This window comes from Granulosicoccus sp. 3-233 (assembly GCF_052681095.1).
This window is the reverse complement of record NZ_JBQYLE010000013.1, coordinates 97,663-116,705: the sequence shown is the minus strand read 5'-3', so window position 1 is coordinate 116,705 and position 19,043 is coordinate 97,663. Positions and strand designations below refer to the sequence as shown.

Annotated in this window: 21 protein-coding genes; 5 read left to right on the top strand and 16 right to left on the bottom strand. The window is 58.9% G+C overall.

Features of this window, described 5'->3' with window-relative positions:
* Positions 1–31: 31 nt before the first annotated feature.
* Genes ACUNV4_RS26115 through ACUNV4_RS26105 form a run of 3 tightly spaced genes read right to left on the bottom strand, consistent with a single transcriptional unit; the run spans position 32 to position 2,111 of the window.
* The gene (locus tag ACUNV4_RS26115; RefSeq protein ID WP_430881597.1) at positions 32–562 is read right to left on the bottom strand and encodes a DUF192 domain-containing protein; all 531 of its coding nucleotides are present in this window, start codon (positions 560–562) and stop codon (positions 32–34) included.
* 5 nt (positions 563–567) lie between these two features.
* Positions 568–1,392 carry a shikimate dehydrogenase gene (gene aroE, locus ACUNV4_RS26110; protein WP_430881596.1) on the bottom strand — a complete coding sequence of 275 codons (825 nt, stop codon included), beginning with the start codon at positions 1,390–1,392 and terminating at the stop codon, positions 568–570.
* The gene (locus tag ACUNV4_RS26105; protein WP_430881595.1) at positions 1,389–2,111 is read right to left on the bottom strand and encodes a hypothetical protein; all 723 of its coding nucleotides are present in this window, start codon (positions 2,109–2,111) and stop codon (positions 1,389–1,391) included. The genes aroE and ACUNV4_RS26105 overlap by 4 nt, the downstream gene beginning before the upstream one ends.
* Positions 2,112–2,357: 246 nt before the next feature.
* Between ACUNV4_RS26105 and hemB the strand changes: the two genes are divergently transcribed.
* From hemB to mrtJ, 3 genes are read left to right on the top strand one after another with little or no spacing between them, the layout of a single operon-like run.
* Positions 2,358–3,365 (top strand): porphobilinogen synthase, encoded by a 1,008-nt coding sequence (hemB, locus tag ACUNV4_RS26100; protein WP_430881623.1) that lies wholly within the window; start codon positions 2,358–2,360, stop codon positions 3,363–3,365.
* A gap of 58 nt (positions 3,366–3,423) precedes the next feature.
* A complete protein-coding gene (locus ACUNV4_RS26095) occupies positions 3,424–4,911 on the top strand; it encodes an OmpA family protein (RefSeq protein ID WP_430881594.1) in 1,488 nt (495 codons plus the stop codon).
* Between the two features lie 49 nt (positions 4,912–4,960).
* On the top strand, positions 4,961–5,344 hold the full coding sequence (mrtJ, locus tag ACUNV4_RS26090) for a JDVT-CTERM system glutamic-type intramembrane protease MrtJ (RefSeq protein WP_430881593.1): 384 nt from the start codon (positions 4,961–4,963) through the stop codon (positions 5,342–5,344).
* 25 nt (positions 5,345–5,369) lie between these two features.
* Here the strand turns inward: mrtJ and purH are convergent, their stop codons facing one another.
* The 8 genes from purH to aroQ all read right to left on the bottom strand — a co-directional run bounded on the left by purH (position 5,370) and on the right by aroQ (position 13,392).
* Entirely contained in the window at positions 5,370–6,956 is a 1,587-nt protein-coding gene (purH, locus tag ACUNV4_RS26085) for a bifunctional phosphoribosylaminoimidazolecarboxamide formyltransferase/IMP cyclohydrolase (protein ID WP_430881592.1), read from the bottom strand.
* A gap of 98 nt (positions 6,957–7,054) precedes the next feature.
* On the bottom strand, positions 7,055–7,444 hold the full coding sequence (locus ACUNV4_RS26080; protein ID WP_430881591.1) for a helix-turn-helix domain-containing protein: 390 nt from the start codon (positions 7,442–7,444) through the stop codon (positions 7,055–7,057).
* Between the two features lie 2 nt (positions 7,445–7,446).
* On the bottom strand, positions 7,447–8,433 hold the full coding sequence (gene dusB / locus ACUNV4_RS26075; RefSeq protein ID WP_430881590.1) for a tRNA dihydrouridine synthase DusB: 987 nt from the start codon (positions 8,431–8,433) through the stop codon (positions 7,447–7,449).
* A gap of 113 nt (positions 8,434–8,546) precedes the next feature.
* Complete coding sequence (locus tag ACUNV4_RS26070) at positions 8,547–10,121, bottom strand: zinc-ribbon and DUF3426 domain-containing protein (RefSeq protein ID WP_430881589.1); 1,575 nt, start codon at positions 10,119–10,121, stop codon at positions 8,547–8,549.
* A gap of 17 nt (positions 10,122–10,138) precedes the next feature.
* Positions 10,139–11,065, bottom strand: a complete 927-nt coding sequence (prmA, locus tag ACUNV4_RS26065) for a 50S ribosomal protein L11 methyltransferase (RefSeq protein WP_430881588.1) — start codon at positions 11,063–11,065, stop codon at positions 10,139–10,141.
* Positions 11,066–11,084: 19 nt separating this feature from the next.
* Positions 11,085–12,437: an acetyl-CoA carboxylase biotin carboxylase subunit gene (gene accC, locus ACUNV4_RS26060; RefSeq protein WP_430881587.1), complete on the bottom strand. Its 1,353-nt coding sequence runs from the start codon at positions 12,435–12,437 to the stop codon at positions 11,085–11,087.
* Between the two features lie 12 nt (positions 12,438–12,449).
* A complete protein-coding gene (gene accB, locus ACUNV4_RS26055; protein ID WP_430881586.1) occupies positions 12,450–12,914 on the bottom strand; it encodes an acetyl-CoA carboxylase biotin carboxyl carrier protein in 465 nt (154 codons plus the stop codon).
* 31 nt (positions 12,915–12,945) lie between these two features.
* A complete protein-coding gene (gene aroQ, locus ACUNV4_RS26050) occupies positions 12,946–13,392 on the bottom strand; it encodes a type II 3-dehydroquinate dehydratase (RefSeq protein ID WP_430881585.1) in 447 nt (148 codons plus the stop codon).
* 135 nt (positions 13,393–13,527) lie between these two features.
* Here aroQ and ACUNV4_RS26045 point away from each other — a divergent pair, with 135 nt between their 5' ends.
* The gene (locus ACUNV4_RS26045) at positions 13,528–14,526 is read left to right on the top strand and encodes a serine/threonine protein kinase (RefSeq protein ID WP_430881584.1); all 999 of its coding nucleotides are present in this window, start codon (positions 13,528–13,530) and stop codon (positions 14,524–14,526) included.
* A gap of 19 nt (positions 14,527–14,545) precedes the next feature.
* On the opposite strand, the gene ACUNV4_RS26040 is transcribed toward ACUNV4_RS26045, so the two are convergent.
* The 5 genes from ACUNV4_RS26040 to ACUNV4_RS26020 form a co-directional block, all read right to left on the bottom strand.
* A complete protein-coding gene (locus tag ACUNV4_RS26040) occupies positions 14,546–15,001 on the bottom strand; it encodes a hypothetical protein (RefSeq protein ID WP_430881583.1) in 456 nt (151 codons plus the stop codon).
* Between the two features lie 2 nt (positions 15,002–15,003).
* Positions 15,004–15,366 carry a response regulator gene (locus ACUNV4_RS26035; RefSeq protein WP_430881582.1) on the bottom strand — a complete coding sequence of 121 codons (363 nt, stop codon included), beginning with the start codon at positions 15,364–15,366 and terminating at the stop codon, positions 15,004–15,006.
* A gap of 180 nt (positions 15,367–15,546) precedes the next feature.
* Positions 15,547–16,758 (bottom strand): beta-ketoacyl-ACP synthase I, encoded by a 1,212-nt coding sequence (gene fabB, locus ACUNV4_RS26030; RefSeq protein WP_430881581.1) that lies wholly within the window; start codon positions 16,756–16,758, stop codon positions 15,547–15,549.
* A gap of 12 nt (positions 16,759–16,770) precedes the next feature.
* A complete protein-coding gene (fabA, locus tag ACUNV4_RS26025) occupies positions 16,771–17,301 on the bottom strand; it encodes a bifunctional 3-hydroxydecanoyl-ACP dehydratase/trans-2-decenoyl-ACP isomerase (protein WP_430881580.1) in 531 nt (176 codons plus the stop codon).
* Positions 17,302–17,308: 7 nt separating this feature from the next.
* On the bottom strand, positions 17,309–18,049 hold the full coding sequence (locus ACUNV4_RS26020; RefSeq protein ID WP_430881579.1) for a DUF4197 domain-containing protein: 741 nt from the start codon (positions 18,047–18,049) through the stop codon (positions 17,309–17,311).
* Positions 18,050–18,417: 368 nt separating this feature from the next.
* On the opposite strand from ACUNV4_RS26020, the gene ACUNV4_RS26015 reads away from it, so the two are divergent.
* Positions 18,418–19,023: a DUF924 family protein gene (locus ACUNV4_RS26015; protein ID WP_430881578.1), complete on the top strand. Its 606-nt coding sequence runs from the start codon at positions 18,418–18,420 to the stop codon at positions 19,021–19,023.
* The last annotated feature ends 20 nt before the right edge of the window (positions 19,024–19,043 follow it).

The following is a 19,043-nucleotide window of genomic DNA, read 5'->3' as shown; positions in this document are numbered from 1 at the left end:
AATGATCAGGTAGACATGCTACCGCATCACGTCATTGCATGACGATCTGCGCACCCGCTTCTATGCCATTGCGTTCGAACCAGCCCTGATTCACTTCCAGCGCAAATTTTGCAGGCGCTCTGGAATCGAACAGCTGATTGGGCCCGACATTCATGTCGTGAATCTCGTTGATGACCATGTCTTCGGAAATGAACGCGATGGACAGGGGAATCAGTGTGTTGCGCATGGTGAAGGTCAGTGGCCTTTCGCCCTCGTAGACGAACAGCATGCCTTCGTCCTCCCCCATGGAGCGGCGAAAGCTCAAGCCCATGTAGCGCTGTTGACTGGTGGCGGCCACCTCGGCGTTCATGGCCTTGCCGTCAATCAGCAGACTGACACTTGGCAGGCGTGGCTGCGCACTGTCTGCTCTGGCAGGAAGGTGCGCGGCAAACACCAGACACAGGGTGGCGACCAGCGCCACCAGCACCGTGGTCAGACGCCAGATACCACTGTTGGCGCGAATCCACGGTCGAGCAGATTCAACGGCAATGATGTGATCGTGTCGCAGAGGTGTCTTTCGCATGAGAATCAGGATAACAGTTCGCGCAAGCGTGGAAAGGCCATGCGGGTCTTGGGGCGAACCCCCTCCCAGATCAGAAAGGACTCGGCGGCCTGCTCGACCAACATGCCCAGACCGTTACAGGCTGTTGCACCGCAGGACTTGCTCCAGCTCATGAAAGGCGTGTCCTGCCGGCCATAGGTCATGTCATAGGCCAGGCTGTGATGCGAGGCAATCCCATCTGGCAGCGGAGGCATGCCACCGTTCATGCTCACCGTGGTCGCATTGATGATCACATCGAAAACCGGTTCACCGTCAAGCTGCTCGAAACCGCCGCCACTCACCGGTCCAAGGTCCTCGAACAGCGATGCCAGCTGTTCGGCCTTTGACGCCGTGCGATTGGCCACATGCAGCAGTGCAGGCTGCTTGGCCAACAGCGGTGCCATGACACCACGTGCTGCACCACCAGCCCCCAGCAACAGGACACGTTTCGACTCGAGTGGGCGACGCTGATTGACGACGATATCGGCCACCAGTCCCAGGCCATCGGTATTGTGGCCGACCCGTTTGCCGTCACGGTGCATGTGAATGGTATTGACCGAGCCGGCGCGTCGGGCATTCGGACTGAGCCGTTCGCACACCTCTACGGCCAGTTCCTTGAAGGGCGCCGTGACATTGCAGCCTTGTGCCCCCGAACGCTGCCAGTCGATGACCGTCTGCGCGAAGGTCTCCGGACTCGCTTCCGTGCGGGTATAGTGGATCCGGCGTTGTGTCAGCTCACCAAACAACTGATGCACGACAGGCGACAGGCTGTGTGCGATCGGCTGGCCAATCACTGTATATCGGTTAATCATGAATCGTCAGGGAATCTCAGCGCCGTTTTCGGCACTCTGTTTTGCAGGAAGAAATACTTGAGTTCGTCGAGTCGCCTCTGCATCAATGGCGGCGTGGCATCTTCCTTGCCCAGCGGATTGTGGGCGAACTGGAATTCCCCTCCGTCACAGCGCCGGTATTCGCTCATCAGCAGTTGGAGCTCTTGCAGACTTGCCCCCGTGATGGTGGGCGATTCGAAGCGATACTGTACCGCTACCGGCGCCAGCACAACACCGCTGGCTTCACAATTCTCGGGCAAACGATAGGATACGTCCACCGCCCGCACCGGCGGCGGAGGCTCGTCGATACCCAACACCTCCTTCAGCAGTGCCTCACCACTGCTCATCTGACTCTCCTGCGCAACCGTGCCGTTGCCCTCCTCGGCCCCCCCGTTTTCCCTGGTCTGGTCGCCAGAATCTTCTGGCTCGGCAGCCGACCTGGGCAGCACGGAGTTAGCGTCTATTCGTTGCACGCTCTGATCGCGCTCCGGCGCCTTTTCCGTCGGTTCCGGCAACGGTGCAGCCCGTTGTGGTCTTTCCACGCTCTTCGCCTGACTCTCCTCCTCGCGCGTATAGGCCAGTGACTTCACGTCCAGAGACTCATTCAGGTTTTCAGTACCACCCAGAAACTCGGCTACCAGGAAATACAATGCAATACAGACTGTCGCACAGGCGATAATTGCCTTTGTAATGGGATTCATGGGGGCCTACCGGATACCGGAGAGAGTGAGTCAGACCATTCTGCCGACAAGTCATGGCTCATGGGCAAGACAGAATCAAGACAAGTGAACTGATTCAGGCTAAGTTAGTCATTCTTGCGCGAATGGTAACGCGACGCCTGAACATCTGCCACATGCACAAGGCAATTCACCGTTCATGGCAATGATACCGGTGGCACTGACTTTCCCAATCAATTTCGGACAATCGACACAGTGAGCAACAACGCAATGTTCGGGGTCAGAGCCCCGTTTCCCGGCAACCGGCCGCGTCGCATGCGGCGAGACACCTTCAGTCGACGCCTGATGCAGGAGAATCATGTCACTGCAGACATGTTGATCCAGCCTTACTTCATCATCGATGGTGAAGGGCAGCGCCAGAGTGTTCCGTCCATGCCCGGTGTCGATCGACTCAGCATCGATCTGCTGCTGGAAGCCGCCGCCGATCTGCATGCGCTGGGAGTCCCGGCCATCGCCCTGTTCCCGGTAACCGAGGACAGCGCCAAGACGGACGATTGCAGCGGTGCCTGGAACGCCGATGGTCTGCTGCAGCGAGCCGTCCGGGCTCTCAAGGCCGAACTGCCCGAGCTGGGTATCATCACCGATATTGCTCTGGACCCTTACTCGCCACATGGCCACGACGGCCTGATGAACGACGAAGGCTACATCATGAATGACGAAACGGTCGATGCACTGGTCCGTCAGGCCCTGTCCCATGCCGAAGCCGGCGCCGATATCGTCGCCCCGTCCGACATGATGGATGGTCGCATCGGCGCCATTCGAGAAGCCCTGGAAGCCGCGGATTTCCGGCATACCCGAATCCTGAGCTACGCCGCCAAATATGCCTCATCCTTCTATGGACCCTTTCGTGATGCCGTGGGGGCTTCCGCAGCGCTGGGCAAATCGACCAAGAATTCCTATCAGATGGATCCGGCCAACAGCAATGAGGCCATGCATGAAATTGCTGCCGACTTGCAGGAGGGGGCAGACATGATCATGGTCAAGCCCGGTCTGCCCTATCTGGATATCGTCCGACGCGCCCGTGATACCTTCGCCGTGCCAACGTATGCCTATCACGTCAGCGGTGAGTACGCCATGATCAAGGCCGCCGCTCAACAAGGCTGGATTGATGAAAAGGCGATTGTCATGGAAACCATGATGGCATTTCGCCGCTCAGGATGTGACGCAGTTCTAAGCTATTATGCGCACGACGTCGCCAAATGGCTCAAGAACTGCTGAGAATCATCAATCCCACTATCATTGTGTTCACGACCCGACACAAGACGAATCGAGACTCGTGCCCAAGAAATTCGCATACAAGGCAGTTGCTGCCGGCCTGCTGATCAGCCTCTCCGGTACCGCATTCGCTGCACTGAGTGACCAGTGGTACATCGGTATCGGTGGTGGCATGTCGGTACTGCAGCCTGAAGCCAGCGATTCGTCGGTTGATGTAGACGACAAGAACGGCCAGTTGGGCACGATCTTTTTCGGGAAGGATTTCGATTCTCGCAGCAGCGGGCAGTTCCAGCTGTATTCACTGGGCGAATCGAGTTTCGATGACGGCCAGAGTACCGCGAGCTACGTCGGTGGCGATGCCTCCCTGTTGTACCGCTTCTTCGACTCAAGGGACCGGCGCGAGCGCGGCGCCGTGTTCGGCACGTCGTTCTACGGTCGCTTCGGCTTCGGCTTCCTGAATCGCGACTCGGATCTGCCGCTGGATGATGACGCACCGGTCTATTTCGGCGTCGGCGCCGGGCTGGAAACCTATTTCACCCACAATCTGGGCATGCGCCTGGAAGCCATGTATCACGAAACGGACGCGGCCTCGGCGAGTCTGTCGCTGGTGACACGTTTCGGTGGTCATCGAAGTCGCCCCCCTGTCAGACCGCCTGCCGTGGTGCCATCCGCCCCCGTGGCAGTGACCCCCCCGACAAGCAATCCGGTCGCCGAACCGGTGCCGGCGCCAGACGCGATTCCCGGCCCTGCCTCGAACCCGACTCCGGAACCCGATGTGGCAGCCGCTCCCGGTTCCCTGCCCTCCACACAACCGGAATCGACCACTGCATCAATACCGGATATCTCTGCGGAACTGCCCCCACCGGGGGTGACCGCGCCTGAGCAGGGACCTGGCAGTTCCGAGTCTCCACTGGACTTGACGGCCCTGCAGGACACGGCCGACCAGGCAGCCAATGCGGCGCCACCAAGCGCCGAGACCATCTACCCCGCCGTGGAGGTCCTGGGCAACACGCAGGAAATCGAACAGATCGAACCTGAGGCTCCTGCCAGTGACGTTTCAGCACCGACAATTCCACCCGCTGCAAACACCGCAGCCATTGCCCCTCTACTGCCGAATGCGGACAGTGATGGCGATGGCATCAATGACATCAGGGATCGCTGCCCGGATTCCACACCTGGCTACCCTGTCAATACGCGAGGCTGCCCGCTGTACGCCGGCCTGCTACCGGATGTGACATTCCAGGACGGTACGGCGGAGTTCGATGCCAGCAGCTTTGCGGTTCTGGACAGACTGGCGCAAACACTCAATGAGCATCCCGACAGCGCCATCGAGATCGTGGCCCATACCGACAACAGCGGCACCGAGCAGCAACAATCCGCCCTGACTCGTCAGCGATTGCGCAGTGTCGGACTTTATCTGGTCAATCTGGGCATCAGCCAGGAAAGACTGCTGCTACGCTCTTTCGGTGGCAAACGGCCCGCCTTCGATAACGACACGGCCGACGGCCGACGCCGCAACAATCGCATTGAAGTGTTCGAAAACCCCTGAGGGCTGACCCGTTCGACGATTCTGGACAGACCCCCGATTCTGGCTGGCGATGGGCATCGCGCCGGTCAGCTGGTGGCTGATGCAGGCACTCGGTGTCGCCCGGCGTACCGAACCCCTGGCCATCTCGCCCTTGCTGATGATCGTGATCGTGAATCCGGTGCTCGAGGAAATCGTCTTTCGCGGCGGAGTGCAGGACTGGCTGCAAGGACGACGCGCCTTGCGTCATCGCTGGGGTCCGCTCAGTCTGGCCAATGTCCTGACATCCCTCCTGTTTGCCAGTGTGCATCTGTTACGGCAACCACCGCTGTGGGCGGCCCTGACTTTCCTGCCTTCGCTGATTTTCGGCTGGGCGAAAGAGCGCCATGAGACCCTTCTTTCGCCCATTGTTCTTCACATGAGTTACAACGCGGGCTTTATCTGGCTGTTTGCCTGACCGGACAGTCAGAGCTGCCCCGCGCCTAGTGACGAAAGTGTCGTACGCCAGTGAATACCATGGCCATATCGTGCTCGTCGGCAGCGGCAATGACTTCCGGGTCATTGCGGGAGCCACCGGGCTGAATGACGGCCACGATGCCGGCACTGGCCGCGTTGTCGATGCCATCCCTGAACGGAAAGAAGGCATCTGAAGCCATGACGGCACCGGCGACCTCCAGGCCTTCATCCGCAGCCTTGATGCCGGCAATCCGTGCAGAATAGACGCGACTCATCTGACCTGCCCCGACCCCTACGGTGGCCGCGTCCCGACCATACACGATGGCATTGGACTTCACGAACTTGGCCACCCGCCAGGTGAACAGCAGATCGGCCAGCTCGGCCTGACTGGGCTGTCGTTTGCTGACCACCTTCAGGGAGTCTGTACTCACGTTCAACAGGTCATCCTCCTGTACCAGCAGACCTCCGGCCACAGGACGGTACTGCCAGCTGGCGTTGCTGCCGTCGAGGACCGGCAGCGATTCACAATCCAGCACCCGGACGTTCGGCTTGGCCGCCAGCAGTTCGGTCGCTGCCGCTTCGACACCCGGCGCCACGATCACTTCGACAAACTGGCGAGCAATGATTTCGCGGGCAACCTCGGCAGTCAGGGCATGATTGAACGCGATGATGCCACCGAAGGCCGATGTCGGATCGGTGCGATAGGCCTTGTCATAGGCCTCCAGCTGACCGTCGGCAACCGCCACGCCACAGGGATTGGCATGCTTGACGATGACACAGGCCTGCCGGTCGAACTGCCGGACGCACGCCAGGGCCGCATCGGCATCCATGACGTTGTTGTACGACATTGCCTTGCCCTGCAGCAGCTGTGCCCCTGCAATGGTACCGGCACCGGCATCCGCCGAGCGGTAGAACGCGGCGCGCTGATGCGGGTTTTCACCGTAGCGCAGCGTGTCGTTCAGCTGGAACTGCGTATTGAGCGTGCGTGGAAAATCCGCAGGCTGTGCGTGACTGGCTCCTCCCGTGCGGCGCCCCAGAAAATCGGCAATCATGCCATCGTAGCGAGCTGTGTGTTCGAAGGCCTTGACGGCCAGATCGAAACGCAAGGCGCTCTGCTCCGCCTCATCGGCATCCAGCGCGGCAATGATGCGTGGATAATCTGCAGGGTCGGTAATGACAGCCACGGATGCATGGTTCTTGGCCGCCGAACGTACCATGGCAGGACCGCCGATATCGATGTTCTCGATGGCATCTTCAAAGGACACATCCGGTCTGGCCACCGTGGCGGCAAATGGGTAGAGGTTCACGATCACGAAATCGATCGGAGCAATCTGCCGCTCCTGCATGACCCCGTCATCGATGCCACGACGCCCGAGTATGCCGCCGTGCACGGTCGGATGCAGGGTCTTGACACGACCGGCCATCATCTCCGCGGCACCGGTATGTTCGGAGACATCGGTGACGGGCAGCCCGGCCTTGCGCAAGGTATCAGCCGTGCCTCCGGTGGACAGGAGCGTCACGCCCTTGTCTACCAGAGCCCTGGCCAGTTGCTCGATGCCTTGCTTGTCAGAGACACTGAGCAAGGCGCAGGAGTCGGCAGTGTTTTCAGCCACTAGAGGTATTTTCCGTAGAGTTCAGCAAAGAGGGTGACGTAGTGGACAGGACCTGTGGTCCGTCCACCAGATAACGACGCGTTCAGGTGGTCGAACCACTAGTCCATGTCAGCCAGCTTGTTGCGCAGATTGCCACGACTGATGCCCAGCCATTCGGCAGCACGACTCTGGTTGCCACCACATTCGCGCATGACGGCACTGAGCAAGGCATGCTCGGCCTGGCGTATGACCATGCGATACAGCCCAGACGGTTTTTCACCATCGAGCATGTCGAAATAACGCACCAGTTCATCCTGCACACAGCAGCTGATGGCCGTACCACCCGGTTCGGCACTGCAGGACGCGGCGTTTTCCGGTTCATTCGCATCTCTGGCTTTGCCGCTGCTGGTGGCCGAACGTGTTCTGGATGCAATCATGCGCTTTGTTGATGTGGGCACTACAGCGGCAGCGGCATTGCCGCCACGCTTGTCGTCGGATGTTGTTGTCATTATCAAGCTGCAGCTACGAACTGGGCAGGCCGGGAAAAGAAGTCCTCAACCAGTCTGAGTTGGTCCACGGAATTTTCCACCTTGTTGATCGTCTCGCGAAATGCAGCGGCATGCTTCAAACCCTTGCAATACCAGGCAATATGCTTGCGAGCAATACGAACACCGCGGTATTCACCGTAAAGCTGATGACAGCCTTCGAGCTGAGTCAACAGCGTCGCCCCTACCTGTTCGAGTGAGGGAGGCAATGGTACAGGCTCACCACGCAATGCGGCAGTAATTTCGCCGAATATCCAGGGATTTCCCTGAGCCGCGCGACCGACCATCACCCCGGCTGCGCCCGTCTGGTGCATGACCTGTCGAGCCTGATCTCCGCTGGTGATATCACCATTGGCGATAACGGGAATGGAGACGGCATCGACAATCGCGGCGATGGTGTCGTACTCGGCCTGGCCCTTGAATCGATCACTGCGGGTGCGACCATGCACCGCCAGGCAGGCGATGCCTTCGCGCTCGGCCAGTCTGGCGATATCGACACCGTTTCGCGATTCCGGCGTGGGACCGGTCCGGATCTTCAGAGTCACCGGGACATCGACTCTGGCGACCACAGCGCGCAGAATGTCGCGTACCTGGTCGGGATAGGCCAGCAGGGCGGACCCTGCCTGACGGTTGCAGACCTTCTTTGCCGGGCACCCCATGTTGATGTCGATGATTTGCGCGCCATGAGCCACGTTCAATGCGGCCGCATCGGCCATGGCCTCGGGCTCGGCACCGGCAATCTGCACGGCATGCGGCAGATCGTTGTCGGCACGCACGATTCGATGCCGCGTCTTGGCCGTGGCATAGAGCAAGGTGTCGCTGGAGATCATCTCGGAGGCGGCATAACCGACCCCCGCTTTTGCACAGGCATCCCGGAAAGGACGATCGGTTACACCCGCCATGGGTGCCAGAAACACAGGGATATCTACAACGTGTGTTCCTATTTCTATCATGGCAGGTGTGGACTAAAGGCGGCCGTATATCCTAATACAGATCTGTTCTTAAAAATACCGTATGAGGAAACAGCAGTAGACAGATATCACCTGCTGAACAGGGAAAAAGATCGTTATCTGAAGTCCAGCTCGAAGGACATGGCCTCGTTGCCGGGGTCTTCCACACTGAGGCTGATGTCCAGATTTTCCCCGGTCTCGAACAGATCTCCTGCCCGCCAGTTGTCAAGGTAGTCGGAAGGCGAATAGGTGTGCTTCGCCATCAATCGACCACTGCGGTCTGTCAGCATGATGTCCAGTGTGGGATAACGCTGGGCGAACTCGGCCTCGTTCGCGAAGCCGATGTTGATGATCAACATGTCCTCCTCATCAGGATGAGAGAAAACGGTGCGCTTGGTGACCTTGATGGTTGCCAGATCGACCCGTTCCGCCAGCGTACAACCGAAGACGGAGCAGACCGATTCCAGTACCGGCCTGACCAGCGCATTGTGTTGCAGCGCAGCCCGCTCGCGATAACCATACAGTCCGGCGGCCAGGACCAGCACACCGGTGAACAGCAGTCCTCGCATCCACCACGCGCCGACGGGTTCATCATCGGCCAGAATCGGCATCTCGGACGATTTCAAGGTACTCAGCAGTTCGTCCATCTCACCCACGACCTTCTCATCACCACCGGTAGTCGATGCAGGCAGGTCAGTCGCGACAGAGTCGGGCGAGCGCTGTGTGGTGGCGCTGCCCTGCTCCGGAGATCCATCACTCAGCGTGGCGCGGGCATCCTCGATGACATCATCGGCATAGAGCGTTTCATCGATGGACTCGTCGAAGTCGTCCTCTTCACCCGGATCATCGAAATCGAAGGGCGGTAATTCTCGCGTCTCGTCCAGATAGTCCAGTTCGGGCAGTCCGGCATCCGCCGAGAACAGGGCGAAATCGGCATAGGTCACGTCCAGTGGTGAAGCCGCACCGGTCTGGCTGGCTTCGCTGGCAGAATCAGCATCAGCCGTATCGGTTTTTCCGGGGGGAGTCGGCTCGCTGACGGTCTGCCCCGGCTTGCCTGATGCCGGTTCGCCAGAGGTGTCGGCCACGGTGTCCTCTTCGGTGTCTCCGGCAGGCTTGCGCAGATTCGCCAGTGCGTCGAATATGCTCAGGCATTCCCCACAACGCACCCGCGTGTCGCTGGATTCAAGCAACTCACGTGATACCTCGAACACGGTGTGACAACTCGAGCAACAGGTCTGCGGATTCTGCTCGTCCTCTGCCGAGGTATAGGCACTCGCCAGATCATCCTCGTCGTTCTCGTCGTTCTCGTCGTTCTCGTCGTTCTCGTCGTTCTTGCCGTTCTTGCCGTTCTTGGCATCCTCGTCTGCAGCAGACTCCTGATCGGCATCGCCCTCATCAGGCTCCTCATTGCCCGAACTGCTGACATCGGCGTCGTCCTGCCTGTCCTTGCCCTCCTCGTCGCCCGAGCCTCCTGCTTTGTCCCCGGCCTCATCGGTCTCTTGACCGTCGCCCAGATCCCCTTTCCGACCGCGCCCCTTGCCATTCTCCTGACCGCTGTCGTCAGGCTCCGCCTCTGTTCCGGTGGCATCAGCCCGTTCTTCATCCGGCGCCGTCGTTGCAGCAGCATCCGTATCGGGCTTGATACGATCCTTGCCCGGGCCGAAACGGGATTTCTGGCTGCGCTTGGCCATGATCAATCAGCGCGGGTTCAGCGACGAATCGCGGTCATCAGCGCCCAGCCGTCACGAGCCTGGCCGGGTTCGAAGTCGAAGTTCTCGCCGTAGCGCTTGCTCAACGGTGCCATCTGCTCGCTCAGAATACCGGACACGATCAGTCGCCCCCCCGGCACCACCGTTGCTGCAAGAGTATCTGCCAGTTCCATCAATGGCTTGAAGAGGATGTTGGCCAAGACGAGTTCCACCGAAATATCGTTTACAAGGTCAGGCATGCCGATCTCGAGCCGATCCAGCACACCGTTCTGCAGGGCATTGTCACGTGTCGCTGTCAGCGCCTGTGGATCGATATCCACGGCCCAGGCCCGTTCTGCACCCAGCAGCAATGCTGCAATGGCCAGAACACCCGAGCCGCAACCGTAGTCGATGACGCGACAGCCCTGCATGGGACGCAATGTATGTGCCGTTTGCGCCCCCATCCACGCAAGGCACTGGGCTGTCGTTGCATGGGTGCCGGTGCCGAAGGCCATGCCGGGATCCAGTCGCAGGTTGATGGCCTTGTCATCCGGTGGTGGCTGCTCTGTCGGACAGATCCAGAAATGCTCTCCGAACTGCATGGGCTTGAAGGTATCCATCCAGGTTCGTTCCCATTGGCGTTCCTGCAATCGCGACACCGAAAACAACGGCACCGAGATCCCCATCATCGCTGCCGCCAGGTACAGGGCATCCTGCAGTTGCTCGAGCTCGGTCTCACGAGCGAACAGCCCCACCAGCGTGATGTCTTCCCACAGCCGGACTTCGCCCGGCACCGGTTCCAGCACGGCATGGGCAAGATCCTCGTCATCATGACTGTCCTGGAGAGTGATGGACAGAGCACCGGCCTCCAACAGCCAGTCCTCCAGAGACTCGACCTCTTGCCGAGTCGTGTCGAGCGTGACTTCAAGCCATTCAGGAGCAGTCATGATGTTCCGGCAAGGGCCTTCAGGAAAGGCCCAGCTTCTTTTCGAGGTAGTGGATATTGGTGCCTCCTTCCTGGAAGGCAGAATCGTTGAAGATATCGATGTGCAGAGGGATATTGGTCTTGATACCGTCGATGAAGACCTCACTGAGTGCACCACGCATGCGGGCAAGCGCCGATTCTCGCGTATTGGCGGACACGACCAGTTTGGCAATCATGGAGTCGTAGTGAGGCGGCACCGTGTAGCCATTGTAGATATGGGTCTCGACACGCACCCCCAGACCGCCCGCCGGATGGTACTGGCGTATGGTCCCCGGGGATGGCATGAAGTTGACCGGATCTTCCGCATTGATACGACACTCGAAGGCATGACCCTTGATCTTGATGTCTTCCTGCTTCCAGCGAAGCTCACGCCCTTCGGCAGCGAAGATCTGCTCCTTGATGATGTCGATCCCCGTGATCATCTCGGTGACAGGGTGTTCAACCTGCACCCGGGTGTTCATCTCGATGAAGTAGAACTCACCATTTTCGAACAGAAACTCGAACGTCCCTGCTCCTCGGTAACCGATGCGCTTGCAGGCTTCCACGCAACGTGCGCCCATATCGGCACGTGTGGCCTCATCGATTCCCGGTGCCGGTGCTTCTTCCACCACTTTCTGATGGCGGCGCTGCATCGAACAATCACGCTCGCCCAGATGGATGGCGTTGCCATTCTCGTCACAGATGACCTGAAACTCGATATGGCGCGGCTTCTCCAGGTACTTTTCCATGTACACCATGGGATTGCCGAACGCTGTACCCGCCTCGCTCTGGGTCATGGCAATCGACTTTTCCAGCTCATCGTCAGACCGCACCACGCGCATGCCTCGGCCACCACCACCACCGGCTGCCTTGATGATGATCGGGTAACCGATCTCGTTGGCCAGTTTGCGGTTGGTGGCAGCATCATCGCCCAGAGGACCGTCGCTGCCGGGAACACAAGGCACGCCGGCCGCCTTCATCTCGGCGATGGCGCTGACCTTGTCACCCATCAGACGAATGACGTCGGAAGTGGGCCCGATGAACTTGAAGCCACTGGATTCGACTCGCTCGGCAAAGTCGGCATTCTCGGCCAGAAAGCCATAGCCGGGATGAATGGCTTCGGAGCGGGTTATCTCGGCCGCACTGATGATGGCTGGAATATTGAGATAGCTCTTGATCGATGGTGGCGGCCCGATGCAGACAGCCTCATCGGCCAGTCGAACATGCTTCAGATCGCGGTCTGCGGTCGAATAGACTGCGACGGTCTTGATTCCCAGATCGCGACAGCAACGCATGATACGCAGGGCTATTTCGCCGCGATTGGCGATCAGCAGTTTCTTGATGGGAGTAACCATGAGTCCGTCTACTCAGTCTATGACGATCAGTGGCTCGCCGTATTCGACCGGCTGGCCATCGTCAACCAGAATCGCTCGAACGGTACCGCTGATTTCAGCTTCAATCTGGTTCATGATCTTCATCGCTTCGATGATGCAGACCGTATCGCCCTTGTTGACGCTCTGGCCGACTTCAATGAAGGCCTTTGCCGTTGGCGAAGATGAACGATAGAAGGTACCGACCATGGGCGATTCCATGATGGTACCCGGCGGCAAGAGGTCGTCAGATGCAGGGGCAGCTGGCGCCGATGGTGCGGCTGGCGCTGCGGCCGCTGGAGAATAGGTCGCGGGAGGGGGGGCAGGCGCAGCCACCGGTGCCATGGTGACACCTGATGAGCGTGCGATACGCACCGACTCTTCTCCCTCGACGATTTCGATTTCGGAAACATCCGAATCTTCCAGCAATTCGATCAACTTCTTGATCTTGCGAATATCCATGGGGCAGTCCTGTCAGTATTCCGGTTCAGTGTTATTGGTCTTGTTCGAGTCGGGCTACGGCGGCCGTCAAGGCCATGCTGTATCCGGCAGGGCCGAAACCGATCAATGTACCTACCGAAATATCGGAAAAATACGAATGGTGCCGGAACGACTCGCGCTGATGAATGTTGGTTACGTGTACTTCAATCAGTGGCAGCGCCACGCCCAGAAAGGCATCTCGCAACGCTACGCTGGTATGACTGTATCCACCGGGATTGATGATGGCGATGCGAACGCCTTCGGCCGGTGCCGCGTGTACGCGATCGATCAGAGCACCTTCGCTATTGCTTTGAAAGAAATCGATGGTGACGCCCAGTCGGGCCGCCTGCTCGCTCAGCTGCGCTTCGATATCGGCCAGACGAACAGAGCCATATCGTTCGGGCTCACGGGTACCAAGAAGGTTGAGGTTGGGCCCATTGAGCACCAGCACCTGTGACATACTCCAACGCTCCGGTTACAAAGTTTGCTAGATACGAAAGACATGGCGATCAATCGCGACGGTAACTGTGAACGATAGCATCAAATAGAGCTCATTTACAGACAGTTGGCGACATATACCGACGATAGGGAGTTAATGATCATCGATAATCCGGACGCCACCCTCGCCTTCCAGTCTCTTGACCCGATCCAGATACTCGATGCCATCGACAGCGTCGGCTGGCACACGGACGGGCGAGTCAGCGCCCTCAACAGCTACGAGAATCGCGTCTATTCTGTCGGCATGGAAGATGGCCGGAATATCGTTGCCAAGTTCTATCGTCCCGGCCGCTGGAGCGACGAGACCATTCTGGAGGAACACGCCTTCTGCGATGCGTTGCTGGAACGTGACATTCCCGTCATCACGCCGTTGAAGGATGCCGCCGGCAGGACGCTGCACTGCTCAGGACCTTTTCGCTTCAGTCTGTTCCCGCGTGCCGGCGGCCGGCCACCCGAACTGGACAACCCGGAACAGCTTGCCGTCATCGGCCGGACTCTGGGACGCATGCACCTGGTTGCCGATACGCATCATTTCGAGCACCGCCCGTTCATCGATGCCTGGCGACTCGGTGACGACTGCGCCGACTTTCTGCTGGACTCGGGTGTACTGCCCGCTGACCAGGCACCGGTTTACGAATCGCTGGTCGACGAACTGCTACCCGAGATCCACGATCGACTGGACAATGTGCCTTATCGGGAAATCTGCCTGCACGGCGATTTCCATCCAGGCAACATCCTGTGGGGCAGCGACGGTACACCGCATCTGCTCGACTTCGACGATACCGCTACAGGTCCTGCCGTGCAGGATCTGTGGATGTTCATCTCCGGAGACCGGCAGTACGCCCAGGCTCGTCTGGGAGAGTTGCTCGATGGCTACCACGAATTCCGGGAATTCGATGAGCGGGAACTGGCCCTGATCGAGCCCCTGCGCAGCCTGCGCATCATTCACTATGCGGCCTGGATAGCCAGGCGCTGGCAGGACCCGGCATTCGTCCAGGCCTTCCCCTTCTTTGCCAGTGCACGCTTCTGGGATGAACACATCCAGTCATTGCGGGAGCAGTGCGCCGCTCTGGACGAACCGCCACTGATCTACTGATCAGAGAGGGCTTCCGGATTCAGGTGTGATTGAAAACCAGGCTGCCCTTGCCGTATTTGCCCAGCTCGACATCAAAGGCCACCTCTGCATTGCCGTCAGTCAACATGCGCCTGCCCGCATCAACCACCACCTCGACCAACCGCAGATGGGCAGACTTGTCATTCATCAGCAGGCTGGAGCAGATGTTCATCATCTCGTAGAAGTTCTCACTCGCGGTGTCGGACAGGGCACCATCCTCCACCATGACTTCAGCGCCGCCGGGTGGAATCATCGACAGTGCGCAGCCCAGTGCCGCGGCCGTGGACAGGTTGCAGCTGCAACTGGCCACCAGTTCATCCTCACGATTGAGGAAAATGGCCACATGATCCAGGCCGGCGGCATCCGGCGCACTGCCCTCCTTCGCTGTGGCTTCGACGCCCAGAACCATCGACAGCATCTCGGCAACCTTGCTTGCCGTGGGTGATTGATAGTTCATGCTTATCCGAGAATCGGTTCCAGGGTTCGCTGGAAAGTTGCCGCCGTGAATGGCTTGGCAACCAGAAACTGTGCACCGGCCTCCTGCGCCAGACTTCGCATTTCAGGGGTGGATTCGGTCGTCACGAATCCGAAGTTGACCATATTGCCGGCGGCTCTGATGGCCTTGAGAAAATCGATGCCATTCATCTGTGGCATGTTCCAGTCGCACAGCACCAGATTGGGATTGCAGGCGTCGATCTTCGCCAGCGCATCGGTGCCATCTTCGGCTTCCTCGAATTCCATGTCGTCGAAGCCAGCCTGTTTGAGCGTACGCTTCACGATCATCCGCATGGATTTCGAATCATCGACAATCATTACTTTCATGGGCACTACACCGAGTCAGATGGGTTATGAGAGATAACGACCATCCTTCGTGCCGATGAAGGGCTGATGTAACGGTCAACTCTGACAGGCCAGGTCTCACAACGGACAATCACAGACCGGCCATCGCGCCGAGTTGGCACTCCGAGAGCCTTTTTCGCTCCCGGAGTGCGGCATCACGATCTACACGCGTCGGAAAACCAGAGACGCATTGGTTCCGCCAAAGCCGAAACTGTTGGACATGACGGTATCGATGGTCGCATTGTCAATCCGCTGACGCACGATTGGCAGATCACTGGCAGCCTCGTCAAGATCGGTGATGTTGGCCGACTCGGCAATGAAACCGGCCTGCTGCATCAACAGGGTGTAAATGGCTTCCTGAACCCCGGCAGCACCCAGTGAGTGACCGGACAGCGACTTGGTCGAACCGATGTGCGGTACTCGCTCGCCGAAGGCCTTTCTGACCGCACCCAGTTCGGCAATGTCCCCAACTGGCGTGCTGGTGCCATGCGCATTGATGTAGTCAATGGGCGAGTCGACCGTGGAACTGGCGATCTGCATGCAACGCATGGCGCCTTCACCCGAAGGGGCAACCATGTCATAACCGTCAGATGTGGCCCCATAGCCAACGACTTCGGCATAGATTTTCGCGCCACGCGCCTTGGCGGCTTCCAGTTCCTCGACTACCACCATGCCACCACCACCGGCAATGACAAATCCATCGCGATTCGCGTCATAGGCGCGTGAAGCGACTGCCGGCGTGTCGTTGTACTTCGTGGACAAGGCGCCCATGGCGTCGAACAGGCTGCTCAGTGTCCAGTGCTCTTCTTCACCGCCACCGGCAAACACACGATCCTGCTTGCCCAGCTGAATCAGCTCCAGTGCATTGCCGATGCAATGCGCGCTGGTCGAACAGGCCGATGCAATCGAGTAATTGATGCCCTTGATCTTGAATGGTGTGGCCAGACAGGCCGACACGGTACTGGCCATGGTCTGGGTAACCCGGTAAGGACCGACCCGACGGATACCCTTGTTGCGCAGGATGTCCGCGGCGTCCACCTGGCTGGCCGAAGACCCGCCACCCGAACCGGCGATGATACCGGTGCGTTCGTTGGACACTTCGCTCTCTTCCAGACCGGCGTCTTCGATGGCCTGCTGCATGGCCAGATAGGCATAACCGGCGGCATCGCCCATGAACCGGTATTGCTTCCGGTCGATCGATTCCTTGAGATCGATATCCGGAGCGGCAGCCACATGGCTGCGCATTCCCATCTCCTTGTAGATTTCCCGGTAGGTGATACCCGATTTGGCCTGCCTCAAGGATTCGGTAACCGATGCCTTGTCATTTCCCAGACAGGAAACAATGCCAATGCCGGTAATTACTGCTCTGCGCATGATGCGAACTCTTCAGAAATCTTCAGTGGATGTGAACAAACCTACCCGCAAGTCGCTGGCCGTGTAGATTTCCTTGTCATCAACCAGCATGCGCCCGTCGGCGATGCCCATGACGAGTCTTCTTTCGATCAGCCGCTTGATGGTCAGCTCATAGCGTACCACCTTGGCCGAAGGCAGCACCTGACCGAAGAATTTGACTTCGCCGGACCCCAGCGCACGCCCCCTGCCCGGATTGCCTTTCCATCCCAGGAAAAAACCCACCAGTTGCCACATGGCATCCAGACCGAGACAGCCCGGCATGACCGGATCACTCTCGAAATGACAGCCGAAGAACCAGAGATCGGGATTGATGTCCAGCTCGGCAATGATCTGACCCTTGCCCTCCGCTCCGCCGTCGGCAGTGATGCTTGTAATGCGATCGAACATGAGCATGTTCGGCAATGGCAGACGAGCGTTGCCCTCGCCAAAGAGCTCACCATGCCCGCAGGCAATGAGCTCTTCACGCGAGAAGGTATGTCGGTCTGATAGGTCTGGTGGGTTCATGTAATTCTCAGTTTCCAAATACGCGCTGCAGGATCTCGGTCGTGCGCTTCACCGGGTTTTCCCGGATGGCCTTCTCTTCCTGAGCCAGGTAGTAGAAGATGCCGTCTGATCCTTCTTCAACCACATAGCTCGTCAGATCCGTGTCGATCTTCGGGGCCAGTGGAATACTGTTGTAGCGTGACAACAGGCTGTTGAACGTGCTGACAGCCCCGACTTCGGCCAGGGCACTGTCCACGATCGGTGTCATCTCCGATTGCAGGTTTTCACCGGTCTTCTCACGGAAATACTGAGTCGCGGAATCGTCTTCGCCCTGCAGGATGCCCTTGGCATCTTCAACCGTCATGGACTGGATGGCACCCACGAACAGATCCCTGGCTTTCGGTGTTGCTTCCTCGGCAGCCTGATTGAGTTTGAGTTCCAGTTCGTCGAAGGAACCTCCCAGACCGACCTTGCTGGCAAAATCCCGCGCCTTCTGCAGGGATGCCGGTAATGGAATATGGATGGCCGGGTCGCCGCTGAAGCCGCCTGATTGTCCCAACTGGGACACCACGGCCGTGGAACCCTTGGTCAGCGCTTCCTTCAGGCCGAGTGTTATTTCATCCACAGTCAGGGGACCAGCCGCTGACGCCGTGTCACCCCCCAATGCGGACTCGGCAATGGATTTCAGGTCGCCAAGTTGCGATCCGTCCGTTGCGCAGCCACCCAACAAAGCTCCACACAGGATGAATCCGGTGATTCTTGCATTCATTTCAAGTTTTCCACTGATTGTGAAGGGTCGCTATCGCGAATCCCGAAGAGTATATCAAAGCACTGACCATAGCCTGAGTATCGACACTGTGCAAAGTCCACTGCCGATGCAGCAGCAGCGTCAAGGCATTCCCTCGAACCGGACGGGGATGCGCCTTGCGATCCAGCCCATGGCCCAGCCAGAGGTCCGGACCGGTCTTCGGCAGGCTTTGCGCGCCAGCCTGACACCACGAATCCACGCCAGTCATGGCCAAGGGCGTCAGTCTGCCAGGAACCGGCACGACCCACAGGTCAGATCAGCCGGATGTCGCCAGTTGACCGTTGACAGGTGCGTCACTAGAGTAGGCAGGAACACCACGGAGGCACGCCATGAAGGAACCCACTGCAGAGGATATCGTGGAATACTGGTTTCGCGACGAAGCCACCGGACGCATGGATCTGCCGCAGTCGAAACGCTGGTTCCAGGGTGGCTCCAAACTCGACCGAGAGCTTGCCGAGCGCTTCGGTTCGACGCTGGCACTTGCCCGTGCTGGCAGTCTGGACCACTGGCGCGAATCGCCGACCGGCACCCTGGCGCTGATCATCCTGCTCGATCAGTTCAATCGCAATATCAACCGTGGCACCGCTGAAGCCTTTGCCGGCGATGCTCAGGCTTTGTCGCTCTGCCATCATGCCATCGACAGGAACTATCCGGCCGGTTGGCCTCTCACCCATCAGGTGTTCTGCTACATGCCACTGGAACATGACGAATCCGTGAGCTCGCAGGAACGTTCCGTCGCCCTGTTCACCGAGTTGCTGGAGAAGGCACCGCCCGAATTACAGTCGTATGCCAAGGGCACCCTCGACTACGCCTTGCAGCACAAGGAAATCATCGATCGCTTCGGTCGCTACCCGTATCGCAACGCCGTGCTCGAACGTGAGGATACGGCAGAGGAACGCGAGTGGCTGGCCGATGGCAAGCGCTTCGGACAATAGGCAGCTGCCCACGGCCAAGC

Bases quoted from the DNA above. Each gene is read 5' to 3' on its own strand.
- ACUNV4_RS26015 (WP_430881578.1), top strand. From the start codon at position 18,418: ATGAAGGAACCCACTGCAGAGGATATCGTGGAATACTGGTTTCGCGAC.
- ACUNV4_RS26040 (WP_430881583.1), bottom strand. From the start codon at position 15,001: ATGAACTATCAATCACCCACGGCAAGCAAGGTTGCCGAGATGCTGTCG.
- ACUNV4_RS26080 (WP_430881591.1), bottom strand. From the start codon at position 7,444: ATGACAACAACATCCGACGACAAGCGTGGCGGCAATGCCGCTGCCGCT.
- accC (WP_430881587.1), bottom strand. From the start codon at position 12,437: ATGGTTACTCCCATCAAGAAACTGCTGATCGCCAATCGCGGCGAAATA.
- ACUNV4_RS26070 (WP_430881589.1), bottom strand. From the start codon at position 10,121: ATGGCCAAGCGCAGCCAGAAATCCCGTTTCGGCCCGGGCAAGGATCGT.
- fabA (WP_430881580.1), bottom strand. From the start codon at position 17,301: ATGAACCCACCAGACCTATCAGACCGACATACCTTCTCGCGTGAAGAG.
- ACUNV4_RS26020 (WP_430881579.1), bottom strand. From the start codon at position 18,049: ATGAATGCAAGAATCACCGGATTCATCCTGTGTGGAGCTTTGTTGGGT.
- mrtJ (WP_430881593.1), top strand. From the start codon at position 4,961: ATGGGCATCGCGCCGGTCAGCTGGTGGCTGATGCAGGCACTCGGTGTC.
- hemB (WP_430881623.1), top strand. From the start codon at position 2,358: ATGTTCGGGGTCAGAGCCCCGTTTCCCGGCAACCGGCCGCGTCGCATG.
- ACUNV4_RS26105 (WP_430881595.1), bottom strand. From the start codon at position 2,111: ATGAATCCCATTACAAAGGCAATTATCGCCTGTGCGACAGTCTGTATT.
- dusB (WP_430881590.1), bottom strand. From the start codon at position 8,433: ATGATAGAAATAGGAACACACGTTGTAGATATCCCTGTGTTTCTGGCA.
- fabB (WP_430881581.1), bottom strand. From the start codon at position 16,758: ATGCGCAGAGCAGTAATTACCGGCATTGGCATTGTTTCCTGTCTGGGA.
- ACUNV4_RS26035 (WP_430881582.1), bottom strand. From the start codon at position 15,366: ATGAAAGTAATGATTGTCGATGATTCGAAATCCATGCGGATGATCGTG.
- ACUNV4_RS26045 (WP_430881584.1), top strand. From the start codon at position 13,528: ATGATCATCGATAATCCGGACGCCACCCTCGCCTTCCAGTCTCTTGAC.
- accB (WP_430881586.1), bottom strand. From the start codon at position 12,914: ATGGATATTCGCAAGATCAAGAAGTTGATCGAATTGCTGGAAGATTCG.
- aroE (WP_430881596.1), bottom strand. From the start codon at position 1,392: ATGATTAACCGATATACAGTGATTGGCCAGCCGATCGCACACAGCCTG.
- prmA (WP_430881588.1), bottom strand. From the start codon at position 11,065: ATGACTGCTCCTGAATGGCTTGAAGTCACGCTCGACACGACTCGGCAA.
- ACUNV4_RS26115 (WP_430881597.1), bottom strand. From the start codon at position 562: ATGCGAAAGACACCTCTGCGACACGATCACATCATTGCCGTTGAATCT.
- aroQ (WP_430881585.1), bottom strand. From the start codon at position 13,392: ATGTCACAGGTGCTGGTGCTCAATGGGCCCAACCTCAACCTTCTTGGT.